At 65.7% G+C, this 19716-nt stretch carries 15 protein-coding genes, 1 tRNA gene, 1 other RNA gene and 3 pseudogenes; 9 read left to right on the forward strand and 11 right to left on the reverse strand.

Annotation, left to right across the window (positions count from 1 at the left end):
- The first annotated feature begins 398 nt into the window (after window positions 1-398).
- Window positions 399-2051 (forward strand): M28 family metallopeptidase, encoded by a 1653-nt coding sequence (locus WJW29_RS18110; RefSeq protein ID WP_027704117.1) that lies wholly within the window; start codon window positions 399-401, stop codon window positions 2049-2051.
- 4 nt (window positions 2052-2055) lie between these two features.
- Here WJW29_RS18110 and WJW29_RS18115 read toward each other — a convergent pair.
- Window positions 2056-2132, reverse strand: a non-coding RNA gene (locus WJW29_RS18115) — sX9 sRNA.
- A 419-nt stretch (window positions 2133-2551) separates the two neighbouring features.
- Window positions 2552-3004 (reverse strand): Rap1a/Tai family immunity protein, encoded by a 453-nt coding sequence (locus WJW29_RS18120; protein WP_011257373.1) that lies wholly within the window; start codon window positions 3002-3004, stop codon window positions 2552-2554.
- Between the two features lie 44 nt (window positions 3005-3048).
- On the opposite strand from WJW29_RS18120, the pseudogene yedA reads away from it, so the two are divergent.
- Window positions 3049-3971, forward strand: a pseudogene (yedA, locus tag WJW29_RS18125) (drug/metabolite exporter YedA).
- Window positions 3968-4876, forward strand: coding sequence for an EamA family transporter RarD (gene rarD, locus WJW29_RS18130; RefSeq protein ID WP_011257375.1), 909 nt, complete (start codon window positions 3968-3970; stop codon window positions 4874-4876). The pseudogene yedA and the gene rarD overlap by 4 nt, the downstream one beginning before the upstream one ends.
- Before the next feature lie 79 nt (window positions 4877-4955).
- Here the strand turns inward: rarD and WJW29_RS18135 are convergent, their stop codons facing one another.
- The 4 genes and pseudogenes from WJW29_RS18135 to WJW29_RS18150 all read right to left on the reverse strand — a co-directional run bounded on the left by WJW29_RS18135 (window position 4956) and on the right by WJW29_RS18150 (window position 8393).
- A complete protein-coding gene (locus tag WJW29_RS18135; RefSeq protein ID WP_011407417.1) occupies window positions 4956-6071 on the reverse strand; it encodes an alpha/beta hydrolase in 1116 nt (371 codons plus the stop codon).
- Between the two features lie 226 nt (window positions 6072-6297).
- Window positions 6298-6612, reverse strand: a pseudogene (locus tag WJW29_RS18140) (IS30 family transposase); the annotation flags it as partial.
- Between the two features lie 159 nt (window positions 6613-6771).
- Window positions 6772-7305, reverse strand: coding sequence for a cytochrome b (locus WJW29_RS18145; RefSeq protein WP_011257378.1), 534 nt, complete (start codon window positions 7303-7305; stop codon window positions 6772-6774).
- On the reverse strand, window positions 7302-8393 hold the full coding sequence (locus WJW29_RS18150; RefSeq protein ID WP_011257379.1) for a catalase family peroxidase: 1092 nt from the start codon (window positions 8391-8393) through the stop codon (window positions 7302-7304). Before WJW29_RS18150 ends, WJW29_RS18145 begins: the two co-directional genes overlap by 4 nt.
- Before the next feature lie 164 nt (window positions 8394-8557).
- On the opposite strand from WJW29_RS18150, the gene WJW29_RS18155 reads away from it, so the two are divergent.
- A complete protein-coding gene (locus WJW29_RS18155; RefSeq protein WP_011257380.1) occupies window positions 8558-9073 on the forward strand; it encodes an RNA polymerase sigma factor in 516 nt (171 codons plus the stop codon).
- Window positions 9070-9822: pseudogene (locus tag WJW29_RS18160) on the forward strand (anti-sigma factor). Before WJW29_RS18155 ends, WJW29_RS18160 begins: the two are co-directional and overlap by 4 nt.
- Before the next feature lie 55 nt (window positions 9823-9877).
- Here WJW29_RS18160 and WJW29_RS18165 read toward each other — a convergent pair.
- The 4 genes from WJW29_RS18165 to WJW29_RS18180 all read right to left on the reverse strand — a co-directional run bounded on the left by WJW29_RS18165 (window position 9878) and on the right by WJW29_RS18180 (window position 13945).
- Window positions 9878-11248 (reverse strand): leucyl aminopeptidase family protein, encoded by a 1371-nt coding sequence (locus tag WJW29_RS18165; RefSeq protein ID WP_011257382.1) that lies wholly within the window; start codon window positions 11246-11248, stop codon window positions 9878-9880.
- 40 nt (window positions 11249-11288) lie between these two features.
- Entirely contained in the window at window positions 11289-12026 is a 738-nt protein-coding gene (locus WJW29_RS18170; RefSeq protein WP_011257383.1) for an HAD family hydrolase, read from the reverse strand.
- 131 nt (window positions 12027-12157) lie between these two features.
- On the reverse strand, window positions 12158-13264 hold the full coding sequence (locus WJW29_RS18175; protein WP_011407418.1) for an AI-2E family transporter: 1107 nt from the start codon (window positions 13262-13264) through the stop codon (window positions 12158-12160).
- Between the two features lie 604 nt (window positions 13265-13868).
- A tRNA-Arg gene (locus WJW29_RS18180) sits at window positions 13869-13945 on the reverse strand.
- Between the two features lie 454 nt (window positions 13946-14399).
- Here WJW29_RS18180 and ubiA point away from each other — a divergent pair.
- Entirely contained in the window at window positions 14400-15299 is a 900-nt protein-coding gene (ubiA, locus tag WJW29_RS18185) for a 4-hydroxybenzoate octaprenyltransferase (RefSeq protein ID WP_011257385.1), read from the forward strand.
- 279 nt (window positions 15300-15578) lie between these two features.
- Here the strand turns inward: ubiA and WJW29_RS18190 are convergent, their stop codons facing one another.
- Window positions 15579-16304, reverse strand: coding sequence for a ComF family protein (locus WJW29_RS18190; protein WP_042465430.1), 726 nt, complete (start codon window positions 16302-16304; stop codon window positions 15579-15581).
- 49 nt (window positions 16305-16353) lie between these two features.
- Here WJW29_RS18190 and bioB point away from each other — a divergent pair, with 49 nt between their 5' ends.
- The 3 genes from bioB to WJW29_RS18205 form a co-directional block, all read left to right on the forward strand.
- Window positions 16354-17388, forward strand: coding sequence for a biotin synthase BioB (gene bioB, locus WJW29_RS18195; protein WP_011257387.1), 1035 nt, complete (start codon window positions 16354-16356; stop codon window positions 17386-17388).
- Complete coding sequence (gene bioF / locus WJW29_RS18200) at window positions 17312-18685, forward strand: 8-amino-7-oxononanoate synthase (RefSeq protein WP_027704113.1); 1374 nt, start codon at window positions 17312-17314, stop codon at window positions 18683-18685. The genes bioB and bioF overlap by 77 nt, the downstream gene beginning before the upstream one ends.
- Window positions 18686-19109: 424 nt before the next feature.
- On the forward strand, window positions 19110-19716 hold a 607-nt coding region (locus WJW29_RS18205), incomplete at its 3' end, for an IS630 family transposase (protein WP_113014172.1).

Here is a 19716-nt window from a genome sequence, read left to right on the forward strand (position 1 = left end):
AGTCAGTCGAATGCGCGGTGCCCTCGCCGCTTGCAGGATACGCCGCAAGTACGTCCTTGTAGGCTCGATGGCGGCATTCATGCCGCCCACGGTCCCGCAAGCGGCGAAGACACCGCACCAGACAGTGCGCCGATGATCTTCTTCAACGCTCTGCGGTTGCCTGGCTTGAATTGGCAGGCGCATGGGGCACGCCGCTGCAACAACAATGTCGGTGGTGACCCGATTGCAGGTATGCACGTCGTGCATCTCGATGGTCGCCGTCCGCCCACCTGTGGCCCCTCAGCCATGCACGCAGTTCCCGCAATCTACTGCATTCTCGCGTCATGGTGCTCCTGCATTGGCTGCGCGCTTGTAAACTATGTGTCATCTACCTGTTGAAAGGGCTTGCCGTGAATCCGATGCGCATCCTGCTGTTGTCCGCCTGCCTGTTTGTGGGAGGTGTGGCGCAGGCCGCCAACGATCTGCCGGGCGGCGGCATCAATGCCGAGGCGTTGTCGCGGCATGTGCGCCTGCTGGCGTCGGACGAATTCGAAGGGCGCGCGCCGGCCAGTGCCGGTGAGCAGCGCACCGTGGATTACCTGGTGGAGCAGTTCAAGGCGGCCGGCCTGGAGCCAGGTGGCGAGCAAGGCGGTTGGACGCAGGCAGTGCCGCTGGTGCGCGCGCAGGTGGATGGCCCGGTGCGCGCAAGCGTGCGCGTCGGCGGCAAGACCCAAGCGCTGGTCAATGGCAACGATGTGATCTTGCAGAGCCTGCGGCCGCAGAAAGCGGTCGCGCTGAAGAATGCGCCGCTGGTGTTCGTCGGTTACGGCATCAGCGCACCCGAGCGGCAATGGGACGATTACAAAGGCGTGGATCTGCGCGGCAAGATTGCCGTGGTGCTGATCAACGATGCCGATTTCGAATCGCCGCAGCCGGGTGCATTCGACGGCAAGGCCGTGACGTACTACGGCCGTTGGACCTACAAGTACGAAGAGGCCGCGCGGCGCGGTGCGGCCGGTGTATTGATCGTGCACGAGACTGCGCCGGCGGCGTATGGCTGGGCCACGGTGCAGAGTTCGGGCATGTCGCCGTTGTTCGACATCGAACGCAGCGATGCCGACGCCCGCGCGCAGCATGTGCCGGTACGTGGCTGGATGCAGCGTGCGCTGGCGGTGTCGTTGTTCAAGCAGGCGGGCCTGGATTTCGAACAAGCGAAGGCACGTGCGCAGCAGCGCGATTTCGCGCCGGTGGCACTGGGCGATGCGACGTTGTCGGTGGATTTCAAGCTCAAGCGCGAGCGTGTGGTCACGCATAACGTGGTGGCCAAACTCACCGGCAGCCAGCACCCGGATGAGACGGTGATCTTCTCCGCGCACTGGGATGCGTTCGGTATCGGCAAGGCCGATGCCAGTGGCGAGACGATTCGGCGGGGTGCGGTGGATAACGCCACCGGCGTGGCCAGCGTGCTGGAACTGGCGCGTGTGTTCGCGGCCGGCCCCAAGCCGCAGCGCAGCCTGTATTTCATCGCGTTGACCGCCGAAGAAAAGGGCTTGCTTGGCGCCAATTACTACGCTGCGCATCCGCTGGCGCCGTTGGACAAGACCGTGGCCGTGCTCAATATGGAAATGTTCAGCCCGGATGGCCTGACCCGCGACATCGCTTCGTGGGGACGTGGACGGGTGTCGCTGGAAGGCGATCTGGAAGCCGCCGCCAAGGCGCGTGGACGCAGCTATTCGCCGGACCCGAATCTGGAGGCGGGCTTCTTCTACCGTGCCGATCATTTTGCGTTTGCGCGTATGGGCGTGCCGGCGATCACGGTTGGTCCGGGGCTGGACATGGTCAACGGCGGCATCACCGCGGGCAAGGCGCTGCGCGACACATATTTCGCCAATTGCTATCACCAGCCCTGCGACATTTGGACTCCGCAATGGGATGCCAGCGGCCATGCCGCCGATACCACGCTGGTCTACGACGTGGGCGTGGCGCTGGCCAACGGCCGGCAGTGGCCGAGCTGGCAGGATGGCTCGGAGTTCAAGGCGATCCGTGCCAAGAGCGATGCGGCGCGCAAATAAGAGCGGCTAACAACACCTAGCGAGCAGCGCTCAGGTGGGCGCGGACGTCGCGCTCAGAACCGGGGTGTGCGCGTGGTACATGCGGATTCCGAGCACCGGCCGCGCCCGCCTGGCGGTGAGCGCAGTCGTTTTGTTAGCCGCTCTAAGTGTGCAGGGCGTGCGTGGGCAGCGTGCCCCCGATCAAGGGGCCAAGACCAGCTAGCAACACGGCTGCGCTGATTGCCAGGCGGGCGTGCGGTACGTGCCACGCGTCCACTGCGAATCCTGCGTGCTGTCCACGCGCATCGGTGACTGCTCGCTACGCCAAGCGGACGCAGTCGGTGCTCGGTGTGGCCTTCGCTCACGCGTCCACTGCCGACCCTGTGCACTGTCCACGCGCATTGGACGGTTGCTCGCGACGTTGTGTTCGTCGCTCTCAGTGCGACTGCTGGTGTTGTGGTCAACGCTCTCGCATTGAACGCCTACGTATAGGCGTGCCCTACGACTTGCCGATGTTTGCGTTACGTGCCGCTGGCGGCACGCTTGTGCTGGGCGACGCTGCCGCACGGATAACGCTTGGCCAGTGCCTGGACGATCAGGTCAGGCGCGGCTTGCGCTTGGCGCGCGTCGGGCAGCGCGCCGATGTCGGCGATGATCGCCTGCAGGTCCGGCATGCCTGCCTTTCCTACCGGCATGCACCACTGGCTGCAGTAGCTGGCGCTGGCAACGCCCAGCAGATAGGCGCCAGCGCGGTTGGCCGACAGCATGACCTTGAGTTCGGCTTGCTCTGGCGCGGTGATTTCCGGCGCCAGCGATCCGTCCAGTCCCGCGTCGATCAGCTTGCTCCCGCTGAGCTCCCAAGGCTCGGGGGTGCGTGCTGCGGTGGTGGTGGACAGTGCGCTCAGGGCGGCCAGGGCCAACCAGAAAAGACGACGCTGCATATGCGCTCTCGGATGCGGGTTGGCGTGCACCATAGCGCGATAGACGGCTGCCGGTTGTGTGCGACGAGGGCGTGTGCATGTGCTCTAGAATTGAGGTTTCCGCTGTACTGCCCGGCACGATTCCGATGTCTTCCTCTCACGATGCTGCCGCGCCTGCGCGCAGCGGGTTAGTCGTTCTCGCCGTGTTGCTGGTCTACGTGGTGTGGGGCTCGACCTATCTGGCGATCCGCGTTGCGCTGGAAAGTGGTGCGCAGCCGCTGACGATGGTGTCCGGCATACGTTTCATCGTCGCCGGTAGCGTGCTCTACAGCGTGCTGCGCTGGCGCAGTGTGGCTGCGCCCACGCGCGCGCAATGGAAGAACGTGGCGCTGATGGGCGCGGCATTGTTGCTGCTGGGCAACGGTATGGTGGTGTCGGCCGGGCGCAGCGTGTCGTCCGGGCTGGCCGCCACGGCGGTGGCGACGGTGCCGTCGGTGCATTGCGCGGGCAGCATGCCAGCGGCGGCGAATGGTTGGGCATTGTGATCGGCTTTGTGGGCATGGTGTGGTTCAACGCCAGCACCCGTTTGACCGCGACGCCGGGTGGGTTGGTGTTGCTGCTGATCGCACCGATCGGCTGGGCGTTCGGCTCGGTGTGGTCGTGCGGACGCGATCTGCCGTCGCCGTTCATGACCGCCGCTGGACAGATGCTGTGCGGTGGCGTGCTGCTGGTCAGCACCGGCTTGCTGATCGGCGAGCGCCCACAGGCATGGCCGAGCCCGCAAGGCGTGTTGGCCGTGGCATACCGATGGGTGTTCGGCGCGATCGTGGCGTTCACCGCTTACGTGGGGTTGCTGCATCACGTGCGTCCGGCCTTGGCCGGCAGCTACGCCTACCCGGTGATTGCGGTGAGCCTGGGCGCCTGGCTGGGCCAGGAGCGCTTCCGCGCGCAGGACATCGCTGCGATGGCGGTGATCCTGGCGGGCGTGTTGGTAGTCATCTTCGCCAAGGCGCGGCGATGAGCACGGTCTCGCCACAGGAGGCGCGGCGCGGGCTACTGATCACCGCGTCCACCTTCGTGCTGTGGGGGCTGGTGCCGCTGTATTGGCATCTGCTCAAGGCGGTGCCGTCGCTGCAGATCATTGCCCACCGCATCGTGTGGAGCACGGTGCTGGTGGTGGTGTGGCTGCTGGCGAGCTTGGGCCTGCGCTGGTGGCGCAGCATTGCCGCGCAGCCGCGTGCATTGTGGATGCTGGCCGGCAGCAGCGTGGCGATCGCGTTCAACTGGGGCCTGTACATCTGGGCGATCAACGCCGGGCATGTCATCGAGGCCAGCCTGGGGTACTTCATCAATCCACTGCTGAGCGTCTTGCTGGGCGTGCTGGTGTTGAAAGAGCGCCTGCGTCGCATCCAGTGGGTGGCGGTGGTGTGCGCGGCAGTGGGCGTGCTGTGGCTGACCATCGTTGCCGGTGCGCCGCCGTGGATTGCGCTGGGGCTGGCGGTGTCGTTCGGTATTTACGGGCTGCTGCGCAAATTGGTGGCAGTGGATCCGGTGGCCGGGCTGGGCGTGGAAAGCGTGTATCTGTTCGTGCCGGCGTTGCTGCTGGCGGCCTGGGGCGAGCAGGGCCACGGCGGCGCGTTCCTGAGCGGCTGGAGCCTGCGCACCGATGCGATGCTGATCTTCGGTGGTGTGGTGACGGCGCTGCCGTTGATCGGCTTCGCTTACGGCGTGCGGCGCATTCCGCTGTCGTTGGTGGGCATCTTGCAATACATCGCGCCGAGCCTGCAGCTGCTGCTGGGCGTGTGGTTCTTCCACGAGCCGTTCGACCAAGGGCGCGCGATGGGCTTTGCCGCGATCTGGGTCGGCTTGCTGTTGTTCGTTGGAGACAGCGTACTGCGTTCGCGTCAGCCGGTGGCGGCGCGCTGAGTCAGCGCCACGCTGCATGCGATGCGTGTGGCGTGGAGCAGCGCGAAGGCTGCGCGTCAGCGTGCCGCGATTGCCGTGCTCAACTCTGCGGCACTGCCAGGGGGCTGGCGACGGCCAGCGTGGAAGCGGGCAGCGTTTGCGGCGCAGGGCAATGGCTGGGGTCTTCTTGCACCTGCGCCAGCCATTGATCGATCGGCCCGCCGAGCAGGTCAAGCCGCAGCGGCAGACTCAAATGGTTTTCGCCAGCGAGCTCGACGTAATGCGCACGCGCACTGGCCAAGGCGAGTGCGCGGCCATGGGTTACTGGAATGTGCTGATCGGCATCGCCATGCAACAGCAGCACGCAGCTGCGCGTGTCGGCCAGAGCGTGTGCGACATCGACATGGTCCAGATCCAACTTGAGCTGGGTATCGGCCGCTGCAATCACCGCGTCGATATTTTGGTCGGCATAGCGCCAGCGCGCATACGCGGCCACCGCCCGCCCGCGCCATCCGTGCGGTTGGCTGGAGAGCATGTGCGGCACCATGTCGCGAATGCCGCGCCCGGCATTGGCGAAGGATTCCATCGCCACCACGCCGGTCACGCGTGGGCCGAGTTTGTCGGCAGTGAACAGCGCGGTGGCCGCGCCGTAGGAAATACCGAACAGATACAGCGGCCCGCGGATTTCGCCGCGTGGCTGCAGTGCATCGATCACATCGATGACGTCATCGGATTCGCGCGTGCCGTAGCCGGACGGCCCGCCGCCGGAATGGCCGTGGTTACGCAGGTCGATGGTGACCACGCGATAGCCGGCCTGCGCGAGCTGCAGCGACCAGGGCAGCAGCGAATCGCCATCCATCATCCAACCATGCAGCACCACCACCGTGCCGCGTGGTGTCGGCGGCACAGCGGTCGGAACCTTGAAACTGAAATCCACATCCAGCGCATGCGCCGGGTCGTTGCGCTGACCCATGTAGCGGTACTGCATGGCGTACTGGCCGGGGTCGATCGCACGCCAGAAGATCGGCACGCCATCGCGCGTCAGCACATGCCCGCTGCGGTTGGGCACCGTGGCGATGGTGGCGGCGATGCGTTCTTCGTCCAGCAGCGGCGAGGTGCCACCGGGCGCAACCAGGCGCTCGCTGAGCGAGGTCGAAGGAGAGGAACAGCCGGCCAGCCACAGGCAGGCGCAGACCAGCAGAAGCAGGCGCGTCATCGCGATTGATCGATGGAACAAACGGCCGAGCAGACTACGGCCTGCCCGGCCCGCGCATCTACCGCATTGCGGTGACAGAACGATGACAGCCTGCCCTGTGTTCAGCTGCGGCAGCCAGATGCGCTGCCGCAGCTGTCACCACTCCCGACTCCCGAATCCCGGCGGGCCAATGGCCCGCCTACACCTCGCGCACGGTCGTGGCGATCAGCAAACGCGCTGCACGCACGCGCACGCCACGCCGACGGCGTTTGCGGCGGCGTTTGCGTAGATGCATGAATAACCGACCATCGCGCTTCTGGTCGGCGTCGATGTGCCGATAGATCCCTGCGTGACTGGCCAAGCCGGTGCGGCCGGCAATCTGTTCGGGACTGACGTCCTCCCTCAGCAGAACCTCGATCTGGCGGATGCGCTCGGCGTCGATGCGTGGACGCCGGCTGGCCTGCGTGCGCCGATGGGCGCTGATGCGCTGCGCGTGATCGGGCCGATACTGCACAGCGTGCTGGTTGCGACGCAGTTTGCGGCTGATCGTGCTGGGCGCACGTCAGAGTTGAAGCCACCTGTAGATAGGCGGCTCTAACGCACTGTTGCTGACGGACTCTGCCAATGAGCGAGCCCTGCTGTCCAGGGCAAGGCAAAGGGCTCGCTCAGTGCAAGCTGGGTCCGTGCTCCACCTGCGTGATCAAAGGCTCATGTGAAAGAGTCACCGCTCCCCAAGCGCCATGCTGGAAAACACGCCGTCGCGGCGCACCCAGGCATGGAACAGGGCTGCGCTCAGATGCCCCAGCACGGTGGCGAACAACAGATACGCCAGCCAGCCATGCGCGCTGCGCAGCCAGGCATACAGCGCAGGGTCGTGCGGTGCGATCGCCGGCAGGTTCGCGCCCGGCCACAGCACGATCGGGTAGCCGCCGGCCGACAACATCGCCCAGCCGATCAATGGCATGCCCAGCATCAATGCATACAGCAGCCAATGCGAGGCAATCGCGGCGGCCTTCTGCCACGCCGGCAGATCGGCCGGCAGCGGCGGTGGGCGATGGCGCAAGCGGTTGATCAAGCGCAGTACTGCCAGGATCAAAATCGCGATGCCCAGCGGGCGATGCAGATCGATCAACCACGGCCGTTGCGTCACCGAGGCCACCATGCCCACACCGACGAACAGCATGGTCAGGATCATCGCGGCCATCAGCCAATGCAATACGCGCGCAGGCAGATTGAAGTGGGTGCGTCTGCTCATTGGCGTGCTCCCTGGCCGGTGGCGGCGCTGCCTTGGCCGTCAGCGATCTCGCGCTCGCGGCGATTGAACGATTGCGAATACACCGACGAGCGTGCCGCCAGAATCGGGTCATTCGATGCGGCAAGGCCCTTGGGCAAGATCAACGGGTCGTAATTGAGATCGCGGCACGGGCCGGTGGCCTGCGGCTGCGCACGCTCGATCAAGAGCGTCCCGGCCACGATCTGCTTGCGGCTGTCCGGCCACGGCTGCGACGGGTCGTCCACCGCATCGCCGGGCTCGGCGATGGTCAGCACCATGTCCCAACGCAGCGGCCCCTGCGTCAGCCGCGCATCCAGATCGGTGGCGAGAAAATCGCCATCGGCCTGCTTGCGTTGTTCGGCGCTCAATTCCTTGAACGGCGTCTGCGGGCGCATCGACCAGCGGATGTAGCGTTCGCGTCCATCGCCGGCAATCGCGCGGAACGCGTTGACGCCGTTGTACTGCGTGTTGGCCCAGCTGTCCGACCACGGCGCGGTCTTGGCCCACTGCTGGAACTTTGCTGCCTCCGGATATTGCTTGCCGAACGCCGCCAGTTTTTCCGGGTCCGGCTTGCCGGTGGCCGGGTCTGGCTTGGAGGCCACATTGAGTGCCTGAAAGCCGGCCGGCGTGGCGACCACGAAGAACGGAAAACTGTTCATCGCCGTGCGCCATTGCTGCCCATCGTCGCTGCGCAACAGCAGCGCCATGCTGCGTACGCGCGCCTGCCCGTCGGGCCCGTGCGGGTCGCCGCCGCCGATCGACATGCGTCCCAGCACCGGCGTGCTGGGCTGGCTGAAGATGCGTGCCGACGACAGCCAGGTGGCCTTGCCGCTGGACTGGAAGTGCCCGCTCACGCAGACACCCTTGGTATGCGCACGGCGGAAGCCCGGATGCGGCGGCCCGCTGGATTCGATGGTGTCGGTCATGCGTGCGGCAGTGAGCCGGTCGCTGCCGATCCAGCCGGCCGTCCAGGCAAACGCCAGCGCAACGCCGCCGGCAATCGCGGCAATCCCCAACAACGGCAGCACGGGGCTGCGCGCACGCGGGGGCGAGGGAGGTGGCAACGTCATGGCTGGCTCCTGTGGTCGATGCTGTGAGTGGTCGATGCAGTGAGACGACGTGTGCGCCGAGTTATTCCCTTGATCGCCAATAATAGTGTGGCACGCGCACGAATGGTGGGAATCATCCGCGCTTCAGTGCGTCCACTGCGTGATGCCACCACCAAAACCTGCCAATGGATGCTCTGGACGATGACCAACTGCGCGCCATGCTGCCGGCGCTGCGCCGCTTCGCGCGCTCGCTGAGTGGCGACCCCGCCAGCGCCGACGATCTGGTGCAAGCCACACTCGAGCGTGCGCTGCGGCGGTGGCGCACACGGCATACCGCCGACGCCCTGCAGCCGTGGTTGTTCGCCATTTTGTACCGGCAGTTTCTGGATGGGCAGCGCCGTGTCGCGCGCTGGCAGCGGGTGGTGGGTCTGTTCGCCCCACAACAGCCCAGCCAATCCGCATCCGCCGAACAGGTGCACGACGGTCGCGCCATGTTGGCCCGTCTGGCGTTGTTGCCACCCGAGCAGCGCGCCTTGTTGCTCTTGGTCAGCGTGGAGGGTTTCAGTGATCGCCAGGTGGCAGACACCCTCGGCATCCCGATTAGCACGGTGATCTCGCGCCTGTCGCGTGCGCGCGAACGCTTGCGCGCAGTCAACGAAGGTCACGTGAACCACGCACCTGCATCGAGGATCCTGAAATGACCATCGCACCGCCCGACGAACACGCGTTGCACGCCTATGTCGATGGCCGCCTTGCCCCGCAGCAACACGCAGCAGTGGCGGCCTGGTTGCAGGCGCATCCCGCGCCGGCCGCGCGCGTGGCTGGCTGGCTGGAAGCGCGATGCCGAAGCGCTACGTGCCGCGCATGCCGGCCTTGCACCGGAGATGGGCGCCATGCACTCACGCCTGCGGCGATTCGCCGTGGCCTGCAACAACGCCGTCGCGCCGTGTTTGCTGTGGCCGCCAGTTGCGTGCTGGCACTGGGCTTGGGTACCGGACTGGGCTGGCAGCTGCATGCGAGCCGGGTCGCCAGCCAACGCGTGCCGATGGCCGCTGCCGTCGCCGCTTATCGCCTGTTCGCCGATGCCGGCACGCAGCAGGGCGTTGCGTTGGACGTGCAGCGCCGTGCGGAGTTGCAACCGTGGTTGCGCACGTATTTCGGCAATGCCGGCGTCGTGCCGGATCTGCGCGCGCAAGGCCATACGCTGCGCGGTGGGCAATTGCTGTTCATGCTGGAAGGCGCGGCCGCGATGCTGGTGTATAGCGTGCCAATTGCGCGCATTGGCCTGTATCTGCGTCCACGCAGCGGACCGATGCCGACCGGCGAGCGCCGCGATGGCCGTCTGTTGGCACAATACTGGGCTGAAGGCGATACCGCATTTGCATTGATCGGCCCGGCGACGCAGACACGCATGCGCACGATCGCGCCATTGTTGCGTAACCAGGGATGACCCGCGCAGCGGAAGCGCTGTGTTCGCCGCAGCGTGACAGCAGCGCTGGCCGCGCTCAACTTCCGTAACGTTGCTGCAGCATCGCGAACGCCGAGCGCAGGGCCAGTGCTTCGCCGCCGGCGGGGCGGCCAGGGCGGTCGCTGTCGTTCCAGGCGTAGACGTCCAGATGCGCCCACGGCTGGCCGGGTGCCACGAAGCGTTCCAGATACAGCGCGGCGGTGACGGCGCCAGCCATGCGCGAGCCGGCGTTTGCCATATCGGCGACATGGCTGTTGAGATAGCGCAGATACGGACGCCATAGCGGCATGCGCCACACCGGGTCGCGGGTCTGTTCGCCGGCGTTGATCCAGGCCTGTGCCAGCGCATCGTCGTTGGCGAATAGCGCCGGCAGGTCAGGGCCCAGCGCGATCCGCGCCGCGCCGGTGAGGGTGGCGAAATCCAGGATCAGGTCCGGGCGCTGCTCGGTGGCATAGCTCAGCGCATCGCACAGCACCAGGCGGCCTTCGGCATCGGTGTTGTCCACTTCCACCGTCACACCGGCGCGGGTGGTGATCACCTCGCCAGGGCGGAACGCATCCGGGCCCACCGCGTTTTCCACTGCCGCAATCAGCAGCGTCAACCGCACCGGCAACTGCTGCGCCATCACCAGCCCGGCCAGCGCCAACGCATGCGCCGCACCGCCCATGTCCTTCTTCATGTTGCGCATGCCATCGGCCGGCTTCAGATCCAGCCCGCCGGTGTCGAAGCACACACCCTTGCCGACCAGCACCAGATGCGGATGGGCCGTGTCGCCCCACTGCAACTCAATCAAGCGCGGCGCGCGATGCGACGCGCGCCCCACCGTATGGATGGTGGGGAAGTTCTGCGCCAGCAACGCCTCGCCGACAATCGCATCGACCTGAGCGCCATGCGCTTGGCCAACTGCGCGCGTGGCGTCTTCCAGGTGCTGCGGGCCCATGTCTTCGGTGGGCGTATTGACCCAGTCGCGCACCTGCAGGCAGGCCTCGATCAAGGCGCGCGTCTGTGCCGACGGCGTGGCCGCCAGTTCGGCCGGCGCACGCGGCACCTTGCGATAACGCGCGAAGCGATACGCGCCCAATCCCCAGCCCAGATGCAGCAACGCCTGCTCGGCATCACTCAACGGGTTGGCCAGCGTCCAGCGGCTGGCCGGCGGCAATGCCATCGGCGCATGCGCATAAGCGTAGGCATCAGCACGATCGCCAATACCGAGAATCGCCCCGGCCAGCCCGTTGTCGCCCGGCAACAGCAGTACGCTGCCCGGTGCGGCTTCGAAACGCTGCGCCTGCGCCCACGACAGCACACCGGTGGGCTGTTGTGCGCACCAGCGCGTAAAGCTCTCGCGGTCGAGTACATACAGCGGCAAGGCCGCGGCGTTGGAATCGATGAAACCGGTGAGGTGCGACATGGGAATCCTCGAATGTGGCGCCGTGCGCCGAGCAATGGGCTCAGGCGGGAAGGGTGATGCCGGCGTGCGCGGGGCCAGGATGCGGCGGCTGCGCGTCCAGCCAATCGGCCAGCCCGGTCATGCTGTCGAATTCCAGATCCGGTTGCTGGGTGGGGTGCGACCACACCGCACCTTCGCGGTTGATCCAGCAAGCGCGCAGGCCTGCATCCAGCGCGCCCAGCACGTCCGTGCGCACGTGGTCGCCCACATGCAGCACGTGCGCCGGAGACACCTCAAGCCGGCCGCAGGCGGCCAGGAAGATGCTCGGGTCGGGCTTTGCGCTGCCGTGTTCACGCGAGCCCAGCTGAAATGCGAAGTGATGCATCAGCCCGATGCGCTGCAGATCGGCATTGCCGTTACTGAGCGCGGCCACCGGTACGTGCGCAGCGATGCGCGCCAGCGCGTCGAGCACATCCGGATAGCATTCCACCTGGTTGCGTGCGGCATAGAACACTTCGTAGGCCGGCTCCAGCAACGCCAGATCGCCGCCGCTCTCGCGCAACGCCATTTCCAGCGTCAACCGACGCAGCGCGCTGAGGTCGTGATGCAGGTGCGGGTTGTCGGCAAAGCTGCGCTCACACAGCGCGCGCATCGCCTCCACCGGAAAGCGCTCGGCAGTGACCGGACTGTGCTCGCGCATCCAGTCGTACAGCATCTGATCGATCCGCGCCCCGATCGGCGCAAAGGGCCACAACGTATCGTCGAGGTCGAGGGTGATGGCGCGGATGTGGAAGCTCATTGCCGCATTTTACGGCGGTGGCTATGAAAAGGGGGTTGCGGAGTCGGGATTGGAGAGTGGCAAAAGCAGTCAAGTGGCCTTCGAGCCGATCCAGTGACGCAATGCATGCCTTTGCGGCTCCCCAGTCCCCGCTACTCAAGCAACCGCGCCCAGCGCTGCATGACGTCCACCCGGCTCAGCACCATCTTGATGCAGACCAGCAAAGGAACCGCCAGCAGCAGGCCGACCATGCCCCACAACCAGCCGAACAGCATCAGCCCCAGGATCAGCATCAGCGGCGAGATCGCCATGCGGCGGCCCAGTACGATGGGCGTGACCACCTGGCCTTCGATGGTGTGCAGTGCCAGGTACAGGATTGCCGGCAACAGCGAGGACAAGGTAGTGCGGAATTCCACAAAGCCCATCAGCAGCATCAGCATCACGCCGATCAACGGACCTACATACGGCGCAAAATTCAACAACCCTACCACCGTGCCCCACAAGATCGCTTCCGGCAGCGGAATCTTCAGTACATACAAAATGCCGGCAAACACCAGCCCGACCAGCGTGTTGATCACGCTGATGGTGAGCACGTAGCGCGAAACCTCGCGTTCGATGTCCAGCATGATCTCGGTGGTGAAACGTTGCTGCTGGCGGTTCGGCAGCAAGGCGATCGCATGCCGCTGCAGGCTTTCGCCATAGACCATGAAGAAGAACGTCAGCAGCACCACCGCCAACACCGACGCGGCGAGCTTGGGCGTGCGGACCAGGGCCTTGTAAGGGTCGTCCATCTGCGTGCGCACGATCTGCACGCCGCGCTGGCCTTCGCCACCGGCGGCGCGTGCAAAATTTTCCGCCGCCTGATTGGCCTGCATCACCGGCTTGGTGAGATTGCGCACATCGTGGGCAATCTGCTGCATGTGCTGCGGTGCCTGTTGCGCCCACTCGGCAGCCGGGCCGGCCAGTTGCACCGCCAGGGTCACGGTGCCTGCCAGGCCCAGGCACAGGATGAGCAAAGCGCCGAGAAACCGCGGGATATACAACTTGCGCAGACCGCGCAGGATGGGGTTGCCGATCAACGCGAAAAACACGGCCAGCATGATCGGCAGAATGATCGTCTGCGCCGCCCACAGCGTGTAGCCAACGGCAAGCGTGGCCAGCACCACCATCGAGGCAGGTGCGCGCGGGCGGTGCGCTGGTGCGGGCGGAAGCGAATCTGCCGCGGTGGCGGCATCCGATGAGTCGACGGAAAGAGACATACGCGCCCTGGCAGCAGACTGGCGTGCTGCCAGCGGTGCGCCATTATCGGCCCAATGCGTCAACAGCGCGCACAGAATCTGTGGGCGCGGTGTCAGTGAGCGGGTGGTTGCCTGGAGGACTCGGCCGCGCGCGCACTGGTGCAGTTTTCAGGGGTCGGGTCGGCACGCGATGTGGCGTCGCCGGCGACGCTGGGATCGCAGCGCAAGCATACCTTTGCCTATGTTAACAACGGACAGGCATGCTGGTGTGTTGATTGCAGAACTCGGCGGGTGCTTACCCGCCGCGTCCATGCTGTCTCTATTTGCTGCCGGCCGCCAGCCAAGCGCCAGCCGGTCTGTTTGCCAGCTTCGCGCAGACTGTCGAACCCTTGCATATCCAGGACGCCGCGTTGGTCGCTGTCGTTGAAGTGTTCCATGAAGCCGCTTGAGTGCATGGGACATCCATCTTCTGCACTCCTGCGTTGAAGGCGGGTGCGCCCATCTATGCCCGATCAGCCTGGATGCCAATGGCTCCGGGTTGACCTTTCGCTGTGTACGGACAACAAAAAACCCCCGATCTCTCGAGGGTTCTTTTAAATCCCAGCATAAGCCCTGGAACTGAAATTGGTGCGCCCGGAGGGATTCGAACCCCCGACCAATGGCTTCGGAAGCCACTACTCTATCCGGCTGAGCTACGAGCGCCTGGCCGCGCATTATGCCAGAACAGCCGGCGTGCGCGTGATGGGGCTGGGCGACACGGGACCTGGCCAGCCACGGCGTCACTCCAGATGTGATGACACCGGCCTCTCGGCCGGGGCATTCGCCGGGCGGCACCGGATGCCCAGGTTCAAGCGCACAGGGTCCAGACGTGCAGCGGCGCGGCCATCTCAAGCGGCCGTCGCCAGATGCAAGCCTGCTCAACGCTCCCCACCTGACCGTCAGGTTGAGCACGCGCCTGAGCGCGGTCATTGCCGAGCCTGCGGGGCAATCGCACCGCCCGCCCCAGCCCGCCTGCACCAACGCACGGCCCTGGCCGCTCGCAACCTTGATCGCTGCGGCCAGCCGTATCCCATCGCGGAGGCAGGGCATTGCCAGGATTGCCGCCCGCACAGCGCCCACATGACCACGGCCGAGCCGCGCTGCTACCCTTTGCCGCATGAGCAAGCATGATGTCGAACGACTGCCCGCAGCGTGCGGGCTGACGTGCCCGCAGCGACTGGGCCAGTACTGGCAGCTGGTCCGTGGCGACCGCCCGATCGGGAGTCTGCTGCTGCTCTGGCCTACCTGGTGGGCGTTGTGGCTGGCCGCCGATGGCCTGCCGCCGCTGTGGACGCTGTTCGTGTTCACCGCCGGGGTGTGGCTGACCCGCTCGGCCGGCTGCGTGATCAACGATTACGCCGACCGCTGGCTGGATCCGCACGTGGAGCGCACCAAATCGCGTCCGCTGGCCACCGGCGCGGTCTCCGGGCGCGAGGCGCTCTGGGTATTCGTGGTACTGATGTTGGTGGCCTTCGCGCTGGTGTTCACGCTCAACTGGCTGACCGTGCTGCTGAGCGTGCCCGGCGTCTTCCTGGCCGCCAGCTACCCCTATCTCAAGCGCCACACCCACCTGCCCCAGGTCTATCTGGGCATGGCGTTCGGCTGGGGCATCCCGATGGCCTTCGCCGCCGTGCAAGGCAGCGTGCCGGTTCTGGGCTGGCTGCTGTACGCCGCCAACATCCTGTGGGCAACTGCCTACGACACCTGGTACGCCATGGTCGACCGCGACGACGACATCCGCATGGGCAGCAAATCCACCGCCATCCTGTTCGGCAGATTCGATCTGGTCGCGCAAGGCATCTTGTATGCGCTGATGTTCGCAGTCCTGGCCTTGGTCGACCTGCGCGCTGATCTTGGTGCGGCGTACTGGGCCGGTCTGGGCGTTGCGGCCCTGCTGGTGGCCTACGAATTCCGCATCGCCCGCCACCGCGAGCGCGGCCCCTGCTTCCGTGCCTTCCTGCACAACAACTGGGTTGGCCTGGCGATCTTCGTTGGCATCGCGGTGGCGGGGCGTTAGATTCGGGAATGGGGATGGAGATGGAGATGGAGATGGAGATGGAGATGGAGATGGGAAATTCGTCGATTGAAGATCAGACATTGAAGTAGCGAGCAAGGATTCACAACTTGCCAGCCTCTACTGTTCAATTGCTCAATCTCTTTTTTAGCGATCCACCCACGGAAGCCGGATCGCTATCGACCACGCTGTCCTGTCAGACAGAGAGCCCCTCTCCTGCGGAAGAGCGGAAGGGGTGCGGGTAAGGGCGAAGCCTCACACAGCTGGCGCCGGCAGGCTAGATCACGGCACCCGCGCGCAGACCCAGGCATCCACCCGTTGCACTCCAGCCTTTCGCAATGCCTTCGCAGCGGCGTGCAGCGTCGCGCCGGTGGTCATCACGTCATCCACCAGCGCCACATGTGCCGGCAACGGGCCGCGGGCGACGAAGGCGTCGCGCAGATTGCGCTGCCGCTCGACCGCATCCAGCTCGGATTGCGGCGCGGTCGCGCGCACGCGGCGCAGCAACGGCAGGCACGGCAGCTGCAATGCGCGGCCGAGCGGCCTGGCCAACTCCAGCGCCTGGTCGTAGCCGCGCTGGCGCAGGCGCTGCCGGTGCAGGCTCACCGGCACCAACGCCTGCGGGCGCGGCAGCTCCACGCAGCGCCGGGCCATCAGCTCGCTAAGCAGGCGACCCGCCGCCAGATCTTGGTGGAATTTGAACCGCCGCAGCAGCCCGTCCACTGGCCAGCGATAGGTGAAACAGGCATGCACGCGCTGCAGCGGCGGTGGTTCCTGCAGGCATTGCCCGCACAGGGCCACCCCATCGGAGGCGAACAGCTGAGTGGCGCAGCATAAACAGGCGTGGCCGTGATCCGGCAAGGCGGCGCGACAGGAGGGGCACAGATCGCCGTCGGCCGTGCCTGCCTCTGCGCACACCAGACACAGGCTCGGCAGCAACAACCGAAACACCCGTTGCGGCCACCTGTAAACCGATCGCACCTGATTGACGTTGACAGCATCTCCCATGCTCACCAGACTGCCTTGCTTTCAAGCCGCTGACTGTCAGGAAACTCCGATGTCTGTTGTCGTCCGCCATGACTGGGATCACAAAGAGCTGCAGGCGCTGTTCGATCTGCCGTTTCCGGAGCTGCTGCACCGCGCCGCCAGCGTGCATCGCGCCCATTTCGATCCGGCTGAAGTGCAGGTCTCCACACTGCTGTCGGTCAAGACCGGCGGTTGCCCGGAAGACTGCGCGTATTGCCCGCAGGCGCAGCGCTACGACACCGGCGTGACCGCGCAGAAGCTGCTGGAGACCGAAGAGGTCGTGGCCAAGGCGCGTCAGGCCAAGGCGGCTGGCGCCTCGCGTTTCTGCATGGGCGCCGCCTGGCGCTCGCCCAAGGAGCGCGACATCCCCAAGGTGGCCGCGATGATCCGCGAGGTGAAAGCCATGGGTCTGGAAACCTGCGCCACGCTCGGCATGCTCGACGCCGGCCAGGCGCGTGCGCTCAAGGATGCCGGGCTGGACTACTACAACCACAATCTGGACACCGCGCCGGATTATTACGACACCATCATTCACACCCGCCAGTACCAGGACCGCCTGAACACGCTGGAGCATGTCCGCGATGTCGGTCTGAAGACCTGCTGCGGCGGCATCGTCGGCATGGGCGAAACCCGCGACCACCGCATCGGCCTGCTGCTGGCGCTGGCCACGCTGCCGGCGCATCCGGATTCGGTGCCGATCAATCAGCTGGTGCAGGTGCCCGGTACTCCACTGCACGGCACCCAGCAGCTGGACCCGTTCGAGTTCGTGCGCATGATCGCGGTTGCGCGCATCGCCATGCCCAAGTCGATGGTGCGCCTGTCCGCCGGCCGCGAAGCAATGAGCGACGAACTGCAGGCGCTGTGCTTCCTGGCCGGTGCCAATTCGATCTTCTACGGCGAAAAACTGCTCACCACCGGCAACCCGGATACCGAGCGCGACCAGACGCTGTTCCAGCGCCTGGGTCTGCGCCCGATGCAGATCACCGTCGATGCGGCCGAGCACGATCACCCCGCTACCGTGCATGCGGAGATCACCCGCAGCGCGGCCTGCGAGCATACCGCCTGAGCCGGCGTCCGGCACCGGTCGTCGGTGCCGGCTGGGCGCGCTGAGCCCGGCACGCTACGCTAGCGGCCCTTCTCTGCCGTTGAACGCTCCCATGGCTCGCCCCGATCTGCACGGACGGATTTCGTCGCTACGTAAATTGCATGTGGCCCAGGACCGGGTGCGGGTGCGGCGACAGGTCGGCCGCCGCGATGGCGTGCGGCTGGAAATCGACGGCCGCTGGCTGACCGGGTTCTGCTCCAACGACTATCTAGGCCTGTCGCAACAGTTCGAAGTGATCGCCGCGCTGCAGGATGCCGCTGCCCGCGATGGCGCCGGTGCCACCGCCTCGCATCTGATCTGCGGCCACCACACCGCGCACGAAACGCTTGAGCGCGAAATCGCCGAGTGGCTGGGCTATCCATCGGCGTTGCTGTTCGGCAACGGTTTCATCGCCAATCTGGCGGTGCAACAGGCACTGCTCAGCGAAGAAGACGATGTCTGCGTGCAGGACCGGCTCAATCACGCCAGCCTGCTCGACGCCACACGGCTGGCTGGCTGCCGGCTGCGACGCTATCCACATCTGGATGTGGAAGGCGCGATGCGTCAGCTCAAAGGCGCGCCCGAGGGTGCGGCGATGCTGGCCAGCGACGCTGTTTTCAGCATGGATGGCGATGTCGCGCCGCTGCGCGCGTTGAGCCTGGTGGCCCGCATGCAGGACGCCCTGTTTTATGTGGACGACGCGCACGGTGTTGGCGTGCTCGGCCCCCAGGGTCGCGGCTGCGTGGCCGATGCCGGGCTGGGCGTGGCCGAAGTGCCGTTGCAGTTGGTGACCCTGGGCAAAGCGCTCGGTGGCTACGGCGCGGTTGTTGTTGGCGACGACGCGCTGGTGCGCCATCTGGCCGAAACCGCGCGCCCGTACATTTACACCACTGCATTGCCACCGGCCCAAGTCGCCGCCACGCTGGCAGCCGTGCGCCTGGCGCGTCGCGACGATTGGCGGCGTGCGCGCCTGGTCGAATTGATTGCTGCGTTCCGCGATGGCGCGCGCAAGCATGGCTTCGAACTGATGGCGTCCGACACGCCGATCCAGCCCTTGCTGTGCGGTGAAGAAGCGACCGTCATGGCGATGTCGGCCGCACTGGAACAGGCGGGTTTCATGGTCGGCGCCATTCGTCCGCCCACCGTGCCCGAAGGCAAGGCGCGCTTGCGCGTGACGCTGTCCGCGCTGCATACGCCGCAGCAGGTGCAGGCGCTGATCGACGCTATCGTGCAGGCGCGCGATGTGGTGAGCCGGCAGCCGCTGCGTGCGTCTGCCTGAGACAAGCTGTGGCTTGTGCATGGCCTGCGCTGAAACAAGCGTGGGTCACTCAACGAGTGCATTGATTGCATGACGCATGCGCGTGGAAGGCGACAACCATGTGCTGATCTTTCGTTCCGATATGGGTCCCATGCAGTGCACCGGCGTTGCAGCGGGCGCGCGCTCGTATCCAATCGCATCTGTGCACTGACATGTCCCTAGCGGCAGGAAATGCATCGTAGCTAATGTCCACAGGCTTACCGACCTGTAACAGACCGACCGCCGAGCTGGGCGCCCATAGTTCGGCCACGAGCTTCGAATTTCTGGGAAGGATCACCATGAGTTGTGACGCTTCATCTACGGCCATGCCAGGATGTGCGAGGACATTTACGACAATGCCAGGTCCTCAAAAGCGTTGCGAATCGGAGTTGAATTCACCGAACAAATGTCGACGTCTGCTGTCCAACCATCCATAAAGAAGAGAGACGGACGTTTGGTATCTCGGGCAGCGCTGGAAGAAATGCGCCTGATGGCGTTGCAACGGATGGGCGAAGGCGAATCGCCGGCCGAAGTGGCCTCGTCGTTCGGGTTGCATCGCGGCTGGGCGTACAAAGTGCTGGCGCGAGCACAGGAGGGCGGCGCTGGCGCATTGATGACGCGTAAGGGCAGCGGTCGTCCGCGGACGTTGACGCCGGCGCAGGAGCGCCAGGTGTTCGGCTGGGTTAATGGCAAGAACCCTGGCCAGCATGGCTTCGACTTCGGTTTGTGGACGCGGCAGGTCGTGCGTGAACTAATCGAGAAGAAGTTTGCCGCACGGTTGAGTCTGGCCAGCGTCGGGACGTTGCTGGCGCGGCTGGGGCTGAGCCCACAGAAGCCGCTGCAACACGCCTATCAGCGCGATCCACTGGCGGTAGCGCAGTGGGAGAAGCAGACGTACCCGGCGATCGTGAAGCACGCCAAGCGGGAAAAGGCCGAGATTGACTTCTGGGACGCGTCTGGCTTCCGTGCCGATGCGGTGCAAGGACGGACGTGGGCCGTCAAGGGCGTCACGC

It is taken from the genome of Xanthomonas sp. JL1, assembly GCF_038405005.1.